We start from the raw sequence: 16,984 nt of genomic DNA on the forward strand, positions 1-16,984 counted from the left end.
GCTCACACCCGTAGGTCGCGTCTGGTGAACAACGGGAAGGACGCTGCCAGCAGGACTGCGGCGGCCGCCAGGAGGACCGCGATGCCGCCCCAGTCCGGGCCGTTCTCCAGGGGGTGGGAGGCGCCGTACCAGTGGAACGGGGAGATCTTGGCCCAGTCGGCCAGGTTGGGGTTCATGGGCAGGGTCACGTTGATGAAGTAGCCGACCAGGCCGACCCCGGTCGCCGTCCAGGCCGCGGCTGCTGGGGTTCCTACGGCGGCCACTGCCAGTGTCGCCGTCGCGCTGACGAACAGTCCCAGCGCCATCAGGTGCAGCGCGGCTCCCGCGATGTTCCCGGCCGGCAGGCTGACATCGCCCAGGAGCGTCCCGCCCCAGATGCCGAGCCCAGTCAGGATGGCGATGGCGGTCACGACGATTGCCTGCGCCGTGATGGTGTAGGCCAGGACCCGCCACCTGGGTAGCCCGGCCGCCAGCAATAGGCCGAGGCATCCCGACCGCTCGTCGCTGCCCAGTGCCGTGGCGATGGCCGCGCCGGCCACGGTGACGGTGGCGGGTGCCATCAGGCTCATGGTCTCACCCCAGTAGAAACCGGCTGGGGAGGCCATGTCGGTGGCGCCCCACATCTGGAGGAGCGCGGATGGCATCGACTGGGACACCGTCACCAGCTGCGGCGCCATCTGGTCGTACACCGGGCCCATCGACACCCCCATGACGGCGAACATCACCATACCCAGCACCAGCAGTAGGCCGGTGTGACGGGAGATCGCGAGCCCGGTGAGTCCGGGAGCCCGGACGGTGGTCGCCACGCGGTTGTCTGCCAGCCGCTGGGTGCCCGCCCGCTCCGGCGTCTGCCGCCTATGGGGCCAGGACAGGCGCAGTGGTGTGCTGCGCAGGTCGCGGACCATTACGCCGACGACCCCAGCCGCCAGCAGCGTCGCCGCCACCCCCAGCATCAGCGCCAGGTAGCCGCCGTCGAGGCCGTTCACCAGCACCACCGGTTTGCTGTACCAGTACCAGGGGATGAACTGAGCCAGGTCGCGGGTCTGCGACCACTGAGGCAGCAGGCTCGCGAGCAGCCAGCCGAAGCCCAGCACCACCGAGGCGACCCCGGTCGCCAGGCCCCGGCTCCCCGTCACACCCCCGACGGCGAATGCGACGGACCCGCACAGCAGCGCATTCGCACCCAGCGCGAGACAAAGCTCCCCGAGGTGGGCATTCCCGAGGGCGAGGTTGAAGGGCAGCGCCGCCACCTGGGCTGCGCCCCACAGTCCCAGCGACATGATGCCGGCGGTCGCCACCAGCACCCCGGCCTTGGCGATTCCGACCCCCAGCCGGGAGACAGGATGGCTGAGCAGCAGCGGCAGCGTGCGGTCCTGCTCCTCGCCCGCTATCACCTGTGCACCTACCGCGACGGCGAATCCCGCCGCCGTGATCGCGCCCAGGAAACCGAGCATCTGCGCATAGGCCATCACGGACGTCGCGGCGCCGGCCGGTATCCCGGCGAGGCTCAGCATCGCGGGCGGCAGCGAGTCGTAGATGTTGGAGTCCATCGAGTCCACCACCTCGATCCCCATCAGCAGGAAGGCGAGGATCGTCACGGCGATGATGGCGATGACCTTCCAGCGCGAGCCGAGCCCGCGTTCCAGGACGATGAGTGCGTTCATGCCTGCTCCTCATAGAAGGCTAGGAAGATTTCCTCAAGGTCGGCGTCACGGGAGGCCAGGTCGACGATGCCGTACGTGGCTGTGACGGCGTGCAGCAGCGATCCCAGTTCCCCGTCGAAGGCCAGCTGCGCCGTGTTCTCGTGCACAGTGACGTCGTGGGCTCCGGGGATGCCGGTGAAGTCGTGTGGTTCGGCGTCGCGGTCCAGGACCAGCTCCACGCGGCGCATGGCCCGCAGGTCGGCGACGTTCTCGATGGCGACGAGCTGGCCGCGGCGGATGATGCCGACCCGGTCCGCGACGCGCTGCACCTCCGAGAGGGTGTGGGAGGACAGGAACACCGTGCGGCCCTCGGCCGCCGTCTCGCGCAGCATCTGGTGGAACTCGTGCTGGACGAGGGGGTCCAGGCCGGTGTTGGGCTCGTCCATGATCAGCAGCTCGGGCTGGTGCATCAGGGCGGCCATCAGCCCGATCTTCTGCCGGTTGCCCGACGACAGCTCCCCGACTCTCTTGCTCAGGTTCGCGTCGAGACGCTCGCGCAGCTGGTTCACGTAGGGCCAGTCGACGCCGCCGTGCAGGCGTCCGAAGAACCGCAGCGTCTGCGCGCCGGTCAGCTTCGGGTAGAGGGCCAGGTCGCTGGGCAGATAGCCGAGGCGGCGGTGGATGGCGACGGCGTCGCGGCGCGAGTCGAGGCCGAAGATGTGGGCGGTGCCTAGGGTGGCGCGGATCTCGTCGAGCAGGATCCGGATGGTGGTGGACTTGCCTGCGCCGTTGGGTCCGAGGAAGCCGAAGACCTCACCCGTGCCGACCTCCAGGTCGATGCCCTTCAGGGCCGTGAAGCTGCCGTAGCGTTTCGTGAGCTCGTGGGTGCGGATCGCGCTCATTTCTCCTCCAGCTGGGTTTCCATCTGCTCTGCCAGGCTGGGCGAGAAGAGGCTTGAGAAGAGTGTGAGCTGGGCCTGCACGTAGGCGCTGACACCGGGTTCGGCGGCCAAGTCCTTGGCGGTGATGTCGATGCCGAGGAGGCGTTTCATGTGGCTGCTGAGCACCATCGAGCCAAGCGCGTAGATGGTCAGCATCCGCGCCGCGACGCCGACGTCGGGGATGGGGTTGAGCAGGCCGGCGTCGATGGCCCGCTGCATGTATCCGGTGGCGTCTTCAGCCATCTGGTCGACGAGAGCGTCGATGGTGGGACTGGGATCGGTGAGGCGATGCGCGAGGTAGCCGAGGATCTGGGCCTGGCCGGTCTCCCGTAGCGAGGACAGCACGTCGGGTATGGGGCCGCGGATGGCGTCGTTCTTAGCGTCGCGGACGAGGGAGGCGACGTGGTCGTCGCAGCTCAGGAGCATTCCCTCCATCGTCCCGAAGTGGTGCCGGATCAACCCGATGGAGACATCTGCTCTAGCCGCGACGGTTCTGGCAGAGGGTTTATGGCCCTCCGCGACGAGTGCGATGGTGGCGTCCCGAAGACGCGCCCGGCTGGTTAAGTCAGTAGTCATGATACGAGTGTATAAGAAATTATATGAATGTATAGGGAGATGTGTGGCGAACTCGTGGTCTACGGGTTATGAGAGCGCTTTCAATCATCATAGGCCGCGTATCAGCTGTGCGGGTCAAAACCGTTGCGATACGCCCAGACCACCGTCTGCACCCGGTCCCGGGCGCCGATCTTCGTCATCAGCCGGGTCAGGTGGGACTTGACGGTGCTGGTCTCGACGACCAGCTGGGCGGCGATCTCCGCGTTGGACATGCCCTGTGCGAGGAGCTGCACGATCTCGCGTTCCCGGACGGTGAGCTGGGCCGCTTCCTGGGTGACGGGCTCGGGGGCGCGGCGGCGGGCGAACTCGGCGATCACCCGGCGCGTGACGCTCTGATCCACCAGGCCATAGCCGGCGGCCAGGCGGCGTACCGCGCGGACCAGCTCGTCGGGGTCGCAGTCCTTGAGGATGAACCCGTCGGCCCCGGCCTCCAGGGCTCCGAACACGTCGGAGTCCAGGTTGAAGGTGGTCACCACCAGCACCGCGGGCACCCCGTCCCGGCGGTTGGCGACGATCTCCTGGGTGGCGGTCAGGCCGTCACCGGACGGCATCCGCAGGTCCATGCACACCACGTCGGGCTGCTCCCGGGCCACCACCGCGATGGCCTCGCGGCCGCCGGACGCCTGGCCGACCACTGTGATGTCGTCGTGTTGTTCCAGCAGGACGGTGAAGCCGGTGCGGACCACCGCCTGGTCGTCGACGAGCACTACCTTGATCATGCTTCTCCTCGTGTCATCGCGGGCATCGGCAGGTCGAGGCAGACCCGCCAGCCGCCCTCCGTGGTGGGTCCGGCGTCGAACCGGGCTCCGATCAGGGTGGCACGCTCCCGCATCGCCGCCAACCCGGTGCCGCTGAACTGGGTGTTGGTGTGGGCCGGTGTGGTCAGGGCCCGTCGCGGTGCCGGGCTGTTGACGATCTCAAGTCGCGGATAGTCGCCGATGGTGATCACCTCGATCTGCACCGCCGACCCGGGGGCGTGCTGGAGCGCGTTGCTCAGCGCCTGCTGGGCTACCCGGTACACGGTGGCGTCGACGACCGGAGCCAGCCTGGGCAGCGTCAGCGGCTGCAGCAGCTCGACCTGCACGCCCAGCTCCCGGGTGGACTCGACGAGTGCGGGCAGGTCGTTCAGGCCGGCGACGGGGCTGGTGTCCTCGTCCTCGCGCAGCATCCCCACCACCGACCGCAGTCCTTCGAGGGTCTCCTTGCTCTGCGACCGCAGCTGGGCCGCGGCCTCCTTGGCGGCGGCGGGTTCCTTGTCGATGAGCACGCCGACGGCGGAGGCCTGGACGACGATCCCGGCCAGGTGGTGGGCGGCGACGTCGTGCAGCTCCCGGGCGATCCGGCGTCGCTCCTGGATCAGGGCCAGCTCCAGCTGCTGTTCGTGCTCCCGCCGGGTGTGCTTCAGCACCAGCAGCCGGTTCTGGGCCCGGGTGGCGACCACAATCCCGCCCACCAGCGGCAGCAGGGAGTTCATGAAGACAGTAACTGCCGCTTTCAGCAGCGACGTCCAGATGTCCTGACCTAGCGTTGAGAGCTTCAGGGTCCAGGCCGCCGTCAGCACGATGGCGGCTGTCGAGACTAGCACCAGCGCCCGGGAGAGCTGGAGCCGGGTGCCTATCCGGTAGCAGATGAGAGCCAGTGGTATCCCTGTCATGGCAAGGTCTCCTGGGGACACTGCCCAGAGCATGAGCACAAGGGCGACCACCAGTACCAGGCACAGCACCGGCCGGGCATTCCACAGCACGAGCGCGAGTCCCTGCAGCGCAAGCAGGAGCGTGATCAGCTGCAACTGCTCCTGGCTGAACCTGAGCCAGGTCTCAGGTACGACCAGCACTGATAAGAGCACGAGCAGCACCGAGCCGGCGGCGACCGCGACCGCCAGCAGTACGTCGGCTTTCCGGACCGGTCCCCCCGGGACGGAGGGACCGGTCACGTCGGAGATTCTCATACCGGGTATCTTCTCGCAGCCCTCAGTAGCTGATGTCGAGGGAGAGCAGGTGGAAGGCGAAGGCCACCCACGCCAGACCGGCCAGCCCGGCCAGCAGGAGGGAAGCGCCAATGATGCGCCGGACTCCTGCCTTGTGGCGGATCACGTGGATGAGGTCCATGGCGGCTGGGATGATCGCCAGCACACCGAGCAGGCTCAGGGCCTGTATTCCCCGAATGGTCAACGGGGATGGTTGCAGCAGAGGCGATATGTTCATCATGAATGACGCCATGATGACGGCAGCTGCCAGGTTTGCCAGGGAACCAGCGCGGGCCAGGTGGCCCTTCCAAGTGAGTGGGCCGCCGCCCAGCACGGCCTGCCCCTGGCGAGTGGTCCACCAGCGCCGGATGCCGCCCACGGGCCAGGCGATGATGAGCAGCAGCAGGACCGCGCCCGAGGCCAGCACCACCGGGACGAGGGCCGCCTGGGCCGGGCTGACCGGGGCGATGGACATGGCGGGAGCGATGCCAATACGCACGACTTTGCCGTCCTCGACCTGCACAGGGAGGCGTTTGGAACCGCCGACCTCACGCCAGACCCAGGGTTCGATCTCCTCATACTCGGTCGTGGCGCTCCCTGACTTCACCAGCAGGTGGCCATTGGGCAGCGCCGAGATATTCGTCCAGCTGCTGGAAAGCCCGTTGACGGCGCTCACGAAGGTGGTGTAGGACCAGCGGGTGCTTGCGTAGTTGCCTGCCACGGTGGTGGCGTGCTGCTGCGACTCCTCGGCGGTGGGCGCCTTCCCGGCGTCCGTCTGTTCGCCGGGGAAGTAGCGGTCGGAGAAGGCGCGCATCAGGTCTTTGCGGATTGTGTCGGGTGCCCCGTTCTTGCCGGCGGCGTTCATGGAGATGAAGATGCCCGTATTGTCGTCGGGGTAGATCTCAAGCATCGTGCGGAAGGCCGGAGTGTCGCCGCCGTGTCCGACGATGCGGTGGCCGTTGCGGCTGAGGTCCCAGTAGACCAGGCCCATGTGGTCGCCGTGGGCGAGAGTCCCGAGGGGTTCGGTGTAGGAGGCCTGCGACTGCATCTGCTGCCACGTGCTGTCCTGCAGCAGCGGGCTGCCCTGCGACTGGCCTAGCTGGGCGAGCATGAATCGGGCCGCATCCGCCCCGGAGGTGGTCATGGCGCCGGCCGGAGAGGAGACGACCACCTCAAAAGGCTGCGCCGGGCCACCGTTGGTCTGATAGCCGTGGGCCATTCGGTCGGCAAGTTCTGCAGGGAGCGGCTGCTGGAAGGTGGAGGATGTCATGCCGGCGGGCTCGAAGACGTGCTTGTCGAGGTAGTCCTCGAATTTCTCGCCGCTGACCTGCTGCACGATGTATCCGGCCAGGGAGATGCCGTAGTTCGAGTAGGCGGGGGTGGTGCCGGGAGCGAACACCTGCACTGGCGGATCCTGCAGAATATGTTCCTCCAGATCGGGCTCCCGCTGTTCCTGGGTAAACGTCCCCCTGACTCTCCTCTCGAATCCGGCGGTGTGGGTTAGGAGATTGCGCATGGTGATGTCACCGGGGAAACGGCGGTCGATCTTCACGTCTACGTAGGTGCTGATGTCGGCGTCGAGGTCGATCTTGCCCTGCTCCACCAGCTGCATCACAGCGATGCCGGTGGCCAGCTTCGACGTCGACCCGATGCGGAACAGCGTCCGCTCCGGATCCACCGGCTGGGGCTCCTCCCCATCGGCCCCGGTTGCGGCGTAGCCGTAGCCGCGGTTGGTCAGGACCTGGCCGTTGTGGACCACTGTCACCACCGCACCCGGGATTTCGCCCTGCTGCAGGGCGTCGGGGAGCTGGCCGTCGAGCCAGGCATCGACGTCCTGCTTGGTGAGCTCGTGCGCCTCCTGAGGAGCTGCCACCCTGGGGCCTGGGCGCTGGGGGGGGGGTCGATGAGCAGGCGCTGAGCAGCCCGATGACCAACACGACGAGCAGCGCCGCCGCTCGTTTCATGACTTTCATAATGAATCTCCTTCAGCCCCCGGAATCTCGGTTGCCCGGAGACGTCTTCAGACTTCCGTCACCGGCCTGGTTGCTGCTACGGCCGCAGGATGGAACCTGGATTGCGACCTTTGGGGGAACCCGGGTCGACGAAGGTATGAAGTGGCCTGGTCGGTATCCGGGGTGATGCTTCTTTTGCTTTCAACTTCTGTGGTTCAGCCAACCACGAAAAATAGACGGTGTCAATCGATGGGGGCTTGAGTCCCCCACATTCCTTGTTTCATCGGCAGGTTTGGCAGCCTGAACCGGTGTGGCAGTGCGCTTCGGCGGTGCGGAGAGCTGATCTTTGGATGCCCCGGGGTGGCCCTGCCGGGGTCCGGCAGGGCCACGGGGTGGGGGTTAGTTGGTGCACACGAGGTTGTCTTGTGGCAGTTGGCCGTCCAGGAGGAAGCCGTCAACAGCCTTGGTGATGCAGGAGCTGCCGCGTCCGTAGGCGCAGTGACCCTCGCCCTTCCAGGTCAGCAGCTGGGCGGAGTCGAGCTGCTCGGCCAGGGCCTGGGCCCAGTGGTAGGGGGTGGCGGGGTCGCCGGTGGTGCCCACCACCAGGATCGGAGCCGCGCCCTTGGCATGCACGTTCTGCGGGATGGGGTCGGTCTCGGAGTAGTGACCCCACGCCGCACAGATCATGTCAAAACCGCCACCAGCCGCAAAGGTGGGAGCGATCTCCTGGGCCTTCTCATACTGGGCCCTCCAGGCATCCACCCCGCCCTGCGTGGGACGATCCTGGCACAGGACAGCCAGGGCTGCCATCACGTTGAGACCACCCGAGGACTGCTTGAGGGCCTCGGTGAAGCCGGAGGCATCGCCTTGGGTGATGACCGGCGTGAGGGCTGTGGTCAGCTGCTGCCACTGGCCAACGTGCAGATAACCCTTGATGGCCTCCTTGAGCTGGGCTCCGGTGATCTTCACATCGGGGTCGGAGGTTTTCAGCGGCGATGCGTCGGCGGAGGCGATGAGGTCGCGGATCTGCTGCACCCCGTGCTTCACATCACCGGTCAGGGGGCAGGTGTCGCCGGCTTTTCCTTCCAGACAGGCCTGGACGTAGCTGTGCAGGGCATTCTCATACCCCTCAGCCCTGTCGAGGTCGAAGTCCTGGTGAGAGATGGTGGAATCTATTGCACCGTCGAGCACCAGGCGGCCGGTGTTGTGGGGGAAGAGCTCGGCATAGGTGTAGCCCAGTTCGGTGCCATAGGAGTAGCCGAGGTAGTTCAGGGACTTCTCCCCTGATATCGCTCTCAGCACGTCCAAGTCTTTTGCCACCGAGACTGTGTTCATGTGGTCCAGCAGGCCCGGTTCGGAGTGGGCTTCGCACTGTTCCCGGACCTCGCGGACCTGTGTGAGGTAGTTCGCTGCCCAGGTCTCGAAGAATTCACCTGGCTGCGGTTTATCCGTAGCGGTTAGCTGGGCGTCCCCGCACTCGATGGGAGTGGACGAGCCGACGCCGCGCGGGTCGAAGCCGACCACGTCGTAGCCGGCCAGCAACTCCTTCGAGAATCTCTGCTCGGCTCTCTCAACCAACTGGATGCCGGAGCCGCCTGGGCCGCCGGGGTTGATGAACAGCGGTCCGCGGGAGTCGCCATCGGCGGCGCGTTTTTTCATTGCGATCTGGATGGTCTTACCGTCGGGTTGGTTGTAGTCCATTGGGACGGTCACCGTCGCGCAGGAGAATTTGCCCTGCTCCTCGGTCCTGTCCATGCCTCCGGTGTCACCACACGGATACCACGACACTTCTTGGTTATAGAACGCCTCCAACCCCTCCGGTATTGCCGTATTGTCCCCTGGGTCATCCGGGGCAGAGGCATGAGAGCCGGATCCCTGCGGTGCTGCATAGGCGGGCAGAGCCGACACCACCGGCCCCACCAGCAGCGCACCCCCTAGCAGCACCGCGGCCAGGGACTGCCTCCGCTGCCTCCTTGAATGAATGAGATCAGTTCTCCTCATAACCATCGATTTCCTTTCATGTACAGTCCCCGCTTGCCTGGGACTTCCACCATCCCGGAACCAGACGCCCGTATCGACCCTGCTGGCCTCACAAATTAGGTAGGGAAAACCCTCCCCTTAAGGGCTGAGTCGCCCCATCTCTTGGGGGGCGTGTTGTCTCCGCGTAGCTACGCGGAGACAACACGACCGGGTCAGGGATATCTGGCGTGTTAGTTGGTGCAGACGAGGTTGTCTTGTGGCATCTTGCCGTCGAGGAGGAAGCCGTCAACAGCTGTGGTGATGCACTTGTTGCCGCGTGGGTAGGCGACGTGGGCGTTGCCTTCCCAGGTGATCAGCTGTGCGGAGTCGAGCTGCTCAGCCAGGGCCTGGGACCACTTGTAGGGGGTGGCGGCGTCACCGGTGGCTCCCACCACCAGGATCGGCGGGGCTCCCTCGGCGTGGACGTCCTGCGGGATGGGGTCGGTCTCGGAGTAGTGACCCCACGCCGCACAGGTCATGTCGAAGTTGAGGGTCTTAGGGCCGAAGGTTGGGGACAGCTCCTGGGCCTGCTGGTACTGGCCCTTCCATGCCTCTATATCACCCTGCGAAGGACGGTCTTGGCAGCTGATGGCCAGTGTTGTAGCCACATCGGAGACCTTGGAGGATTGATTGGTCTGCTTGACGACCTCAGCGATTCCGGAGACGTCTTTCTGGGTGATGGACGTGAGGGTTGTGGTCAGCTGCTGCCACTGGCCGCCGCCCAGGTAGCTCTGGATGATCTGTGTGATGTGGGTTCCGGTGATCTTTAGATCGGGGTCGGAGGTGGCCATGGGTGATGCGTCGGCGGAGGCGATCAGGTCGCGGATCTGCTGCACTCCGTCTTCAACGCTGCCGGTCAAGGGACAGGTGTCGCCGGCTTTTCCTTCCTGGCAGGCCTGCACATAGCTGTGCAGGGCATTCTCGAAGGCCTCAGCCCTGTCCAGGTCGAATTTCTCGTGGGTGACGGTGGAGTCCACCCCGCCGTCGAGCACCAACCGCCCCGCGTTCTTGGGGAAGAGCTCGGCGTAGGTGTAGCCCAGCTCGGTGCCATAGGACATGCCGAGATAGTTCAAGGTCTTCTCCCCGGAGACCGCGCGGAGCACGTCCAGGTCGCGCGCCACTGAGACGGTGTTCACGTGGTCCAGGAGGCCCGGTTCGGAGTGTTCCTGGCATTTCTTTGACAGCTCGGAGATCTTGCCCATGTAGCCCTGGGCCCAGTCCTCAAAAGACTGGCCTTCTTGAGGCTGTCCCGGGGTGAGACCCCATTCAAAGGGGGATGCGGCATCGCCGCATTTGATGGCGGTGGAGGACCCGACCCCGCGGGGGTCGAAACCGACCGCGTCATACCCGGCTAGCAGCTCCTTCGACGCCCCTCCAATCTGCTCGGTACCCTCAATCTGCTCGACCGTTTGGACACCGGAGCCGCCCGGGCCGCCGGGGTTGATGAACAGCGGGCCGCGGGACTCGCCATCGGCGACGCGTTTCTTCATTGCGATCTGGATGGTTTTACCGTCTGGGTTGTTGTAGTCCATTGGGACGGTCACCATGGCGCAGGAGAATTTGCCCTGCTCATCGGTCCTGTCCATGCCACCGGTATCACCGCAGGGATACCACGACACTTCTTGGTTATAGAACGCCTCCAGCCCCTTCGGCACCCCACGACCATGACCATGCTTATGACCATGACTGTTGCCGTGATCGTGTCCGGAGCCCTGTGGAAGATCATTGGCCGGCAGGGCTGACGCTGCTGGTCCCGCCGCCAGCAGTGCACAGCCCACCAGCGCCGCAGCAACAGACCTTCTCTTATGCTTCCTTGAATGAATGAGATCAGTTTTCTTCATTGTCATTGTTTTCCTTTCTCGGTCATTGTTTTCCTTTCTCGTACAGTCCCCGCCAGATCGCCAGCTGCCTAAGGACCTTCACCATCCCGGAACCAGACGCCCGTATCGATCCTGCTGGCCCCACACCCCAGGTAGGGAAAACCCTCCCTTAAGGGCTGAAATAGGCACCCCTCAGGTGGTTATCTGTGTTCCCGCAGGCTTCACGCCGACGCGGGATGACCGGCTGGGATCACTGCCTCGTGGAAGCGCTCCCAGACCAGAGGTATCCAAGGAACTCAGGATCCTCACGCCCTCACCCTCCGACAGACGTGCTCCCTGTTGCAATCACCTTGGCGGGAAGTCGGGGTAAGAACAGGGACAACCCCCACAGCGACACCACCACACCCGCACAGTCATCAACCACATCACTACATCCAGGGCAAGAACCTCCCAGAACCGCACAACTCGACAGCAGGAAGGAACCCGTCCCATCACACAGACTGGCGACCGCCGACCGGAAAGCGAGCAAGTCGCATACGCTTCCCGGTGCAAAAGTCGTGTTGCCTCCGCGCGAGCAGGTGGAGACAACACGACTCGATAAGGGGTAAACGCCCAGATTCAGCTGGTGCACACGAGGTTGTCTTGTGGCATCTGGCCGTCCAGGAGGAAGCCGTCGACGGCTGTGGTGATGCACTTGTTGCCGCGGATGTAGGCGACATGGGCATTACCGTCCCAGGTCAGCAGCTGGGCGGAGTCGAGCTGCTTGGCTAGCGCCTGGGCCCAGTGGTACGGGGTGGCGGGGTCGCCGGTGGTGCCGACCACCAGGATTGGGGCCGCACCCTTGGCATGCACGTTCTGCGGGATGGGATCAGTCTCGGAGTAGTGGCCCCAGGCGGTGCAGGTCATGTCGAGGCCGGCGCCACCCGCGAAGGTGGGGGCGACCTTCTGAGCCTCCTCATACTGGGCCTGCCAGAGGTCCCCATTGGCTTGCGCGGGACGGTCCTGGCACATAACCCCCGTATGTACTGCTGTCGTGTTTGAGCTATTCGGGTCCTGCTTGAGGATCTTGGTGAAGCCGGAGGCATCGCCCTGGGTGATGGCGGGGGCCAGGGCCGCGGTCAGTTGCGGCCAAGCGCCGATACCCAGGTATGACTGAATACCCTGGCTGAGCTGGGCTCCGGTGATGGTCACGTCGGGGTCGGAGGTTGCCATGGGTGATTCGTTGGCGGAGGCGATGAGGTCGCGGATCTGCCGCACCCCGTCCTCGACGCTGCCGGTCAGGGGGCAATTGTCACCGGCTGTGCCGTCTTGGCAGGCCTGGACGTAGCTGTGGAGGGCTTTCTCATACCCTTCGGCTGTTTCCACGGTCAGTCTGTGGTTGGTTGAGGTGGAGTCCATGGCACCATCGAGCACCAGTCGGCCGGTGTTGTGGGGGAAGAGCTCGGCGTAGGTGTAGCCGATTTCGGTGCCGTAGGACATGCCGAGATAGTCCAGGGTTTTCTGTCCGGAGACGGCGCGGAGGACGTCGAGGTCGCGGGCCACTGATGCGGTGCCTATGTGGTCCAGGAGGCCGGGTTCGGAATGGGCCTCGCACTGCTCCCGGAACTCGCGGACCTGTGTGAGGTAGTGCGCACTCCAGACCTCGAAGAACTCACCCGGTTGCGGCTTATCCGTAGCGGTTAGCTGAGCATCGCCGCAGTCGATGGGGGTGGAGGACCCGACGCCGCGGGGGTCGAAGCCGATCGCGTCGTAGCCGGCCAGCATCTCTTTCGAGGAGTACTGCTCCACCCTCTCAACTGTCTGGATGCCGGAGCCGCCTGGCCCGCCGGGGTTGATGAACAGTGGTCCGCGGGATTCGCCGTCGGCGGCGCGTTTCTTCATTGCAATCTGGATGGTCTTACCGTCTGGGTTGTTGTAGTCCATTGGGACGGTCACCATGGCGCACGAGAATTTGCCCTGCTCCTCGGTCTTCTCCATGCCCCCGGTGTCCCCGCACGGATACCACGAGACCTCCTGGCTATAGAACGACTCCAGCCCTTTAGGCACCGCTGGATTGCTCCCTGAACCATCCGGGGTAGGAGTGGAGGTGCTGGCGCCGTCCTTCTCCGGCGTCGCATACGCCGGCAGAACCGACACCACCGGACCCGCCAGCAGCGCACCCCCCACCAGCACCGCCGCCAGGGACCGTCTCCGCTGTTTTCCTAAGCGAATTGAATCTGAAGCTTTTCTCTTCATCGTTGATTTCCTTCCTGTGGAGTCGGCGATCTCAGGGGTTTCCTGATGCTTTTCCTTCGGGCTCCGGGATCTCGGTTCCGGAGACATTCCCAGACTTCCCGCAGAGGGCTCTTCGCCGCTACCAACGCAGGATGGAACTTCGATTGCGACCTTTGTGGGAGTCCGAATCGACCAAGGTCGAAGGCCGAATCGACCAAGGTGTAAAACCCAAACGGTTTGCTGGCCTTATGTGCGTTTGCCTGTGCTGTGAGGCCAGCGAACCGGCATTAAGGCCAGCGAAAACGGGGGCGCTGCGGGTTCTCGTCATCCAGTGGCCCGGCTGCGAGTACTGAATGCGCGGCAGCGACCGCGTCCTCGTCGCTGATCCCGTGCTTGCGCGCAGACGGGGCGACGATCATGCGCGTGCCCACTCGTGCACGGCAGCCCGGATTGCTGCGGAGCGATCCAGTCCCTCGCGGTCGGCGCGGGCCATCAGCTCGGCCAGCTCTTCATCAGAGAACCGCGTTGCCACCACCCGGGAGGCACTCCCTGCCCGGGGAGGACGTCCCCACCGTTTCCGCAGCTCGTCAACGTCATAGCCCGCCTCAGCTTCATCCGCCCACGCCTGCACCTGGGCATCCGAGATCTCGCGTCCTTGAATCGTCCGCTTTCCCACAACCAAAGCGTATTACGTAATACGCAATGACTCAATTCCAGGCCACCCGACGGTTTGCTGGCCTTATTCGCGTTTGCCTGTGCTGTGAGGCCAGCAAACACACATAAGGCCAGCAAACCAGGATTAAGGCCAGCGAAAACGGGGGTGGGGTGGGGCGGGTCCGGGATCTCCGTGGTTCCTCACCGCCTCCACGAGCTTTTACCGTTCCCTCGGTCCCTCACCACCTCCGCTGGTTCCCTCGGTCCCTCACCGCGACTGGACCTGCCCGATGGTTTCCAGGGGGTGGCGGCGCATGCGGTGGGGTAGGACCAGGTGGGCTGCCTGGCTGAGGTCGTCGGGGACGATCTCCGTCCGGGCATTCCAGGCGGCCAGGGCGCGGGCTGCCCGGACCATGGTGATGTCGGCGCGGTGGCCGTCGACGCCGGCTTCCATGCAGGTCTGTGCGACCTGCCGCAGCACCCCGTGGCCGGCCTCGACCTGCGGCAGCAGGTCAATGGCCGATGCGATCTGCTGCGCCAGCTCGTCGCTCTGGCAGCGCCACTGGCCGGCGAACCCGGCCGGGTCGGCCTCGAACGCCAGCCGCCGCTCGATGATCTGCACCCGGGCATCGGGGTCGGTCTCGCCCGTGACCGTGACGCACAGCCCGAACCGGTCGAGGAGCTGCGGCCGCAACTCGCCCTCCTCCGGGTTCATCGTGCCGACCAGCGAGAACCGGGCCGGGTGGGTGAGGCTGATGCCCTCCCGCTCGACGGTGTTCACGCCCATCGCGGCGGAGTCGAGCAGCAGGTCGACGACGTGGTCGTCCAGGAGGTTCACCTCGTCGACGTACAGGATCCCGCGATGCGCTGCCGCCAGCAGCCCCGGCTCGAACCGTTTGCGACCCGCCGTCAGCGCCGTCTCCAAGTCGAGCGTACCGGCGACCCGGTCTTCCGTTGCCCCGACCGGCAGCTCCACCACCGGCACCCGGGTGCGGCGGGTCTCGGGTTCGGCCTCGGGCAGGTCCAGCTCCTCGCGGTACTCGCGATACTCCCCGGGCGACAGGTGATAGGGCGTGCCCGCGGCCTCGGCGCGCTCCGGCAGCAGCTCCGCCAGGCCACGCACCGCCGTGGACTTCGCGGTCCCCTTGTCGCCGCGGATCAGCACCCCGGAGACCTGCGGGCTGATCACCGTCAGGATCAGGGCGAGCTTCATCTCGTCCTGCCCGACGATGGCGGCGAACGGATACTGGGGTCGGCTCATCGGCGTTCCTTCCTTGAATTCCCCGAGTCTTGCAGGTCGCGCACCACCGAGACGAGGTCGTCGGCGCGCAGCTCCTCGATCGCGAACCGGCGGGCTCCGAGCGCTGCGGCCAGCTCGACGCTGTGGCCGCGGGCCATCGGACCGGCCGGTTCGGTGTCGACGATCACCCATGTGACGCGGTCGTCGCGGGCCAGCTGCCCAGCGACCTGCACCGCCTCCGCGCTGGCGGCTCGCGAGACCCGGCCCTCCAGGCCGACATTGCCGCGCCCGTCGGTGACCACGATCACCAGGGGCCGCAGCGCCGGGTCGCGCAGCAGGGCGCGCCGCAGCAGCTCCGAGACCCGCACCAGGCCCGCGGCCAGGGGGGTGCGGCCCCCAACCGGCAGCTCCCGCAGCCGCCGCTCCGCCGTCTCGATGGAGGAGGTCGGCTCCACCAGCACCTGCGCGCCGGTGCCGCGGAAGCTGACCAGCGACACCTGGTCGCGTTTGACGTAGGCGTCCAGCAGCAGGCTCAGGACCGCGCCCTTGCTGGCTGCCATCCGGCCCCGCGCTCCCATCGAGCCGGAGGCGTCCACGCACAGCACCACCAGCGACCCGGCCTGCCGGATCCGCACCTTGCGACGCCAGTCGCCGGGCTCGATGATCACCGCCAGATCGCGGCGCGGATCGCCCAGCTCGGCGGCGCGCCGGCGGCGGCTGCGCTGGTGCACCGCGCCCGCGCGCAGCGTCGCGTCCAAGGCCAGGTCCACCGACTGCGGCGTCGGCCGGGAGCGGATGTAGCGGCCCCGCGCGTCGTCGCTGACGGTGGTGGTGCGGCGGCCCGACCCGGAGCGGCCGTGCCGGGACGCGGCCAGGTCGAGGGGACGCACCCGGAACGGCTCCCCGACGCCCGCGACCTGGTCCGGGGCCGGCTCCCCGGCCGGTCCCGGCGGCTCGGAGAGCTCGGACGGCTCGGAGTGCGGTTCGGAAGACCGCGGCGGGGCCGGGTCGGTGGGAGGTGGCTGTGTCGTCTCTCCCTGCCGTGTCGCCTCGCTCTGCCGTCCCGGCGACGGTTCCGCGGGTGCCTGCGGCGGTGGGGGGATGTGACGCCGCCGGTGGGCCAGCACCAGCTCCGCCACCGCGTCGACGTCCTGACGGGTCACCCCGGACCGGCCGCACCAGGCGGCGTGGGCGCGGGCGGCGCGGCCCATCACCAGCTCCGCGCGGTGCCCGGCTGCCTGCGCGTCCATCGCCAGCTCTGCGATCTGCTCGCTGAATCCACGTCCGAGCACCACCCCTGGCACCGCCGCCCGGGCCTGCCGGAGCCGGCCGGCCAGCCTGGTCTCCGCAGCCGCCCAGGATGCGGCGAAACCCGTCGGGTCGGCGTCGAAGGCGAGGCGGCGGGCCATGATCTCGACCCGCTCGTCCACGTCCCAAGCCCCCGTCACCTCGACGCACAGCCCAAACCGGTCGAGGAGCTGGGGCCGCAGCGCCCCCTCCTCTGGGTTCATGGTCCCCACCAGCGCGAACCGGGCCGGCTGGGTGCGGGAGAAGCCCTCCCGCTCGATGGCCACCACCCCGCTGGCAGCGGCGTCCAGCACCAGATCCACGAGATGGTCGTCGAGGAGGTTGACCTCGTCGACGTACAGGATGCCGCCGTCGGTCTCGGCTAGCAGTCCCGGCTGGAAGCGCGGAGCCCCGCCGGTCAGGGTGGCCTCCAGGTCCAGGCCGCCGACGAGACGGTCCTCCGTCGTCCCCAGCGCGAGGGTCCGCAGCCGGCCCGACGGCAGCAGCGCCGCCAGCGACCGCACAATCGTGGACTTCGCCGTGCCCTTGGCGCCCTGGATCAGCACCCCGCCAATCGCCGGGTCGACGGCGGCCAGCAGCAGGGCCAGCCGCATCTGCGGCTGCCCCACCACGG

Annotated in this window: 13 protein-coding genes; all 13 read right to left on the minus strand. The window is 66.6% G+C overall.

Annotated elements, in window-relative coordinates:
• Positions 1–2: 2 nt before the first annotated feature.
• The 13 genes from SK1NUM_RS00110 to SK1NUM_RS00165 all read right to left on the minus strand — a co-directional run bounded on the left by SK1NUM_RS00110 (position 3) and on the right by SK1NUM_RS00165 (position 16,964).
• Entirely contained in the window at positions 3–1,664 is a 1,662-nt protein-coding gene (locus SK1NUM_RS00110; protein WP_212323839.1) for an ABC transporter permease subunit, read from the minus strand.
• Complete coding sequence (locus tag SK1NUM_RS00115) at positions 1,661–2,545, minus strand: ABC transporter ATP-binding protein (RefSeq protein WP_212323843.1); 885 nt, start codon at positions 2,543–2,545, stop codon at positions 1,661–1,663. The genes SK1NUM_RS00110 and SK1NUM_RS00115 overlap by 4 nt, the downstream gene beginning before the upstream one ends.
• Entirely contained in the window at positions 2,542–3,159 is a 618-nt protein-coding gene (locus SK1NUM_RS00120; RefSeq protein ID WP_212323844.1) for a TetR/AcrR family transcriptional regulator, read from the minus strand. The genes SK1NUM_RS00115 and SK1NUM_RS00120 overlap by 4 nt, the downstream gene beginning before the upstream one ends.
• A 101-nt stretch (positions 3,160–3,260) precedes the next feature.
• On the minus strand, positions 3,261–3,917 hold the full coding sequence (locus tag SK1NUM_RS00125) for a response regulator (RefSeq protein ID WP_212323846.1): 657 nt from the start codon (positions 3,915–3,917) through the stop codon (positions 3,261–3,263).
• Positions 3,914–5,146, minus strand: coding sequence for a sensor histidine kinase (locus SK1NUM_RS00130; protein WP_212323847.1), 1,233 nt, complete (start codon positions 5,144–5,146; stop codon positions 3,914–3,916). Before SK1NUM_RS00130 ends, SK1NUM_RS00125 begins: the two co-directional genes overlap by 4 nt.
• A gap of 22 nt (positions 5,147–5,168) precedes the next feature.
• Positions 5,169–7,037 carry a serine hydrolase domain-containing protein gene (locus SK1NUM_RS00135; protein WP_223927660.1) on the minus strand — a complete coding sequence of 623 codons (1,869 nt, stop codon included), beginning with the start codon at positions 7,035–7,037 and terminating at the stop codon, positions 5,169–5,171.
• Between the two features lie 478 nt (positions 7,038–7,515).
• Entirely contained in the window at positions 7,516–9,117 is a 1,602-nt protein-coding gene (locus SK1NUM_RS00140) for an alpha/beta hydrolase (RefSeq protein ID WP_212323848.1), read from the minus strand.
• 209 nt (positions 9,118–9,326) lie between these two features.
• A complete protein-coding gene (locus tag SK1NUM_RS00145) occupies positions 9,327–10,721 on the minus strand; it encodes an alpha/beta hydrolase (protein WP_212323849.1) in 1,395 nt (464 codons plus the stop codon).
• A gap of 852 nt (positions 10,722–11,573) precedes the next feature.
• Positions 11,574–13,190, minus strand: a complete 1,617-nt coding sequence (locus tag SK1NUM_RS00150; RefSeq protein WP_212323852.1) for an alpha/beta hydrolase — start codon at positions 13,188–13,190, stop codon at positions 11,574–11,576.
• A 266-nt stretch (positions 13,191–13,456) separates the two neighbouring features.
• A complete protein-coding gene (locus SK1NUM_RS15090; protein WP_263407079.1) occupies positions 13,457–13,588 on the minus strand; it encodes a hypothetical protein in 132 nt (43 codons plus the stop codon).
• Positions 13,585–13,845 (minus strand): ribbon-helix-helix protein, CopG family, encoded by a 261-nt coding sequence (locus SK1NUM_RS00155; protein WP_223927662.1) that lies wholly within the window; start codon positions 13,843–13,845, stop codon positions 13,585–13,587. Before SK1NUM_RS00155 ends, SK1NUM_RS15090 begins: the two co-directional genes overlap by 4 nt.
• Positions 13,846–14,091: 246 nt before the next feature.
• Positions 14,092–15,084 (minus strand): ATP-binding protein, encoded by a 993-nt coding sequence (locus tag SK1NUM_RS00160; protein ID WP_212323855.1) that lies wholly within the window; start codon positions 15,082–15,084, stop codon positions 14,092–14,094.
• Positions 15,081–16,964, minus strand: coding sequence for a VWA domain-containing protein (locus tag SK1NUM_RS00165; RefSeq protein ID WP_212327312.1), 1,884 nt, complete (start codon positions 16,962–16,964; stop codon positions 15,081–15,083). The genes SK1NUM_RS00160 and SK1NUM_RS00165 overlap by 4 nt, the downstream gene beginning before the upstream one ends.
• Positions 16,965–16,984 lie beyond the last annotated feature (20 nt).

The sequence above is a fragment of the Arachnia rubra genome, assembly GCF_019973735.1.
Classification (GTDB): domain Bacteria; phylum Actinomycetota; class Actinomycetes; order Propionibacteriales; family Propionibacteriaceae; genus Arachnia; species Arachnia rubra.

What these genes read in the sequence shown, in the direction of transcription:
- SK1NUM_RS00110 (WP_212323839.1), bottom strand. Translation starts at nt 1,664, where the DNA reads ATGAACGCACTCATCGTCCTGGAACGCGGGCTCGGCTCGCGCTGGAAG.
- SK1NUM_RS00115 (WP_212323843.1), bottom strand. Translation starts at nt 2,545, where the DNA reads ATGAGCGCGATCCGCACCCACGAGCTCACGAAACGCTACGGCAGCTTC.
- SK1NUM_RS00120 (WP_212323844.1), bottom strand. Translation starts at nt 3,159, where the DNA reads ATGACTACTGACTTAACCAGCCGGGCGCGTCTTCGGGACGCCACCATC.
- SK1NUM_RS00125 (WP_212323846.1), bottom strand. Translation starts at nt 3,917, where the DNA reads ATGATCAAGGTAGTGCTCGTCGACGACCAGGCGGTGGTCCGCACCGGC.
- SK1NUM_RS00130 (WP_212323847.1), bottom strand. Translation starts at nt 5,146, where the DNA reads ATGAGAATCTCCGACGTGACCGGTCCCTCCGTCCCGGGGGGACCGGTC.
- SK1NUM_RS00140 (WP_212323848.1), bottom strand. Translation starts at nt 9,117, where the DNA reads ATGAGGAGAACTGATCTCATTCATTCAAGGAGGCAGCGGAGGCAGTCC.
- SK1NUM_RS00145 (WP_212323849.1), bottom strand. Translation starts at nt 10,721, where the DNA reads ATGGACAGGACCGATGAGCAGGGCAAATTCTCCTGCGCCATGGTGACC.
- SK1NUM_RS00150 (WP_212323852.1), bottom strand. Translation starts at nt 13,190, where the DNA reads ATGAAGAGAAAAGCTTCAGATTCAATTCGCTTAGGAAAACAGCGGAGA.
- SK1NUM_RS15090 (WP_263407079.1), bottom strand. Translation starts at nt 13,588, where the DNA reads ATGATCGTCGCCCCGTCTGCGCGCAAGCACGGGATCAGCGACGAGGAC.
- SK1NUM_RS00160 (WP_212323855.1), bottom strand. Translation starts at nt 15,084, where the DNA reads ATGAGCCGACCCCAGTATCCGTTCGCCGCCATCGTCGGGCAGGACGAG.
- SK1NUM_RS00165 (WP_212327312.1), bottom strand. Translation starts at nt 16,964, where the DNA reads ATGCGGCTGGCCCTGCTGCTGGCCGCCGTCGACCCGGCGATTGGCGGG.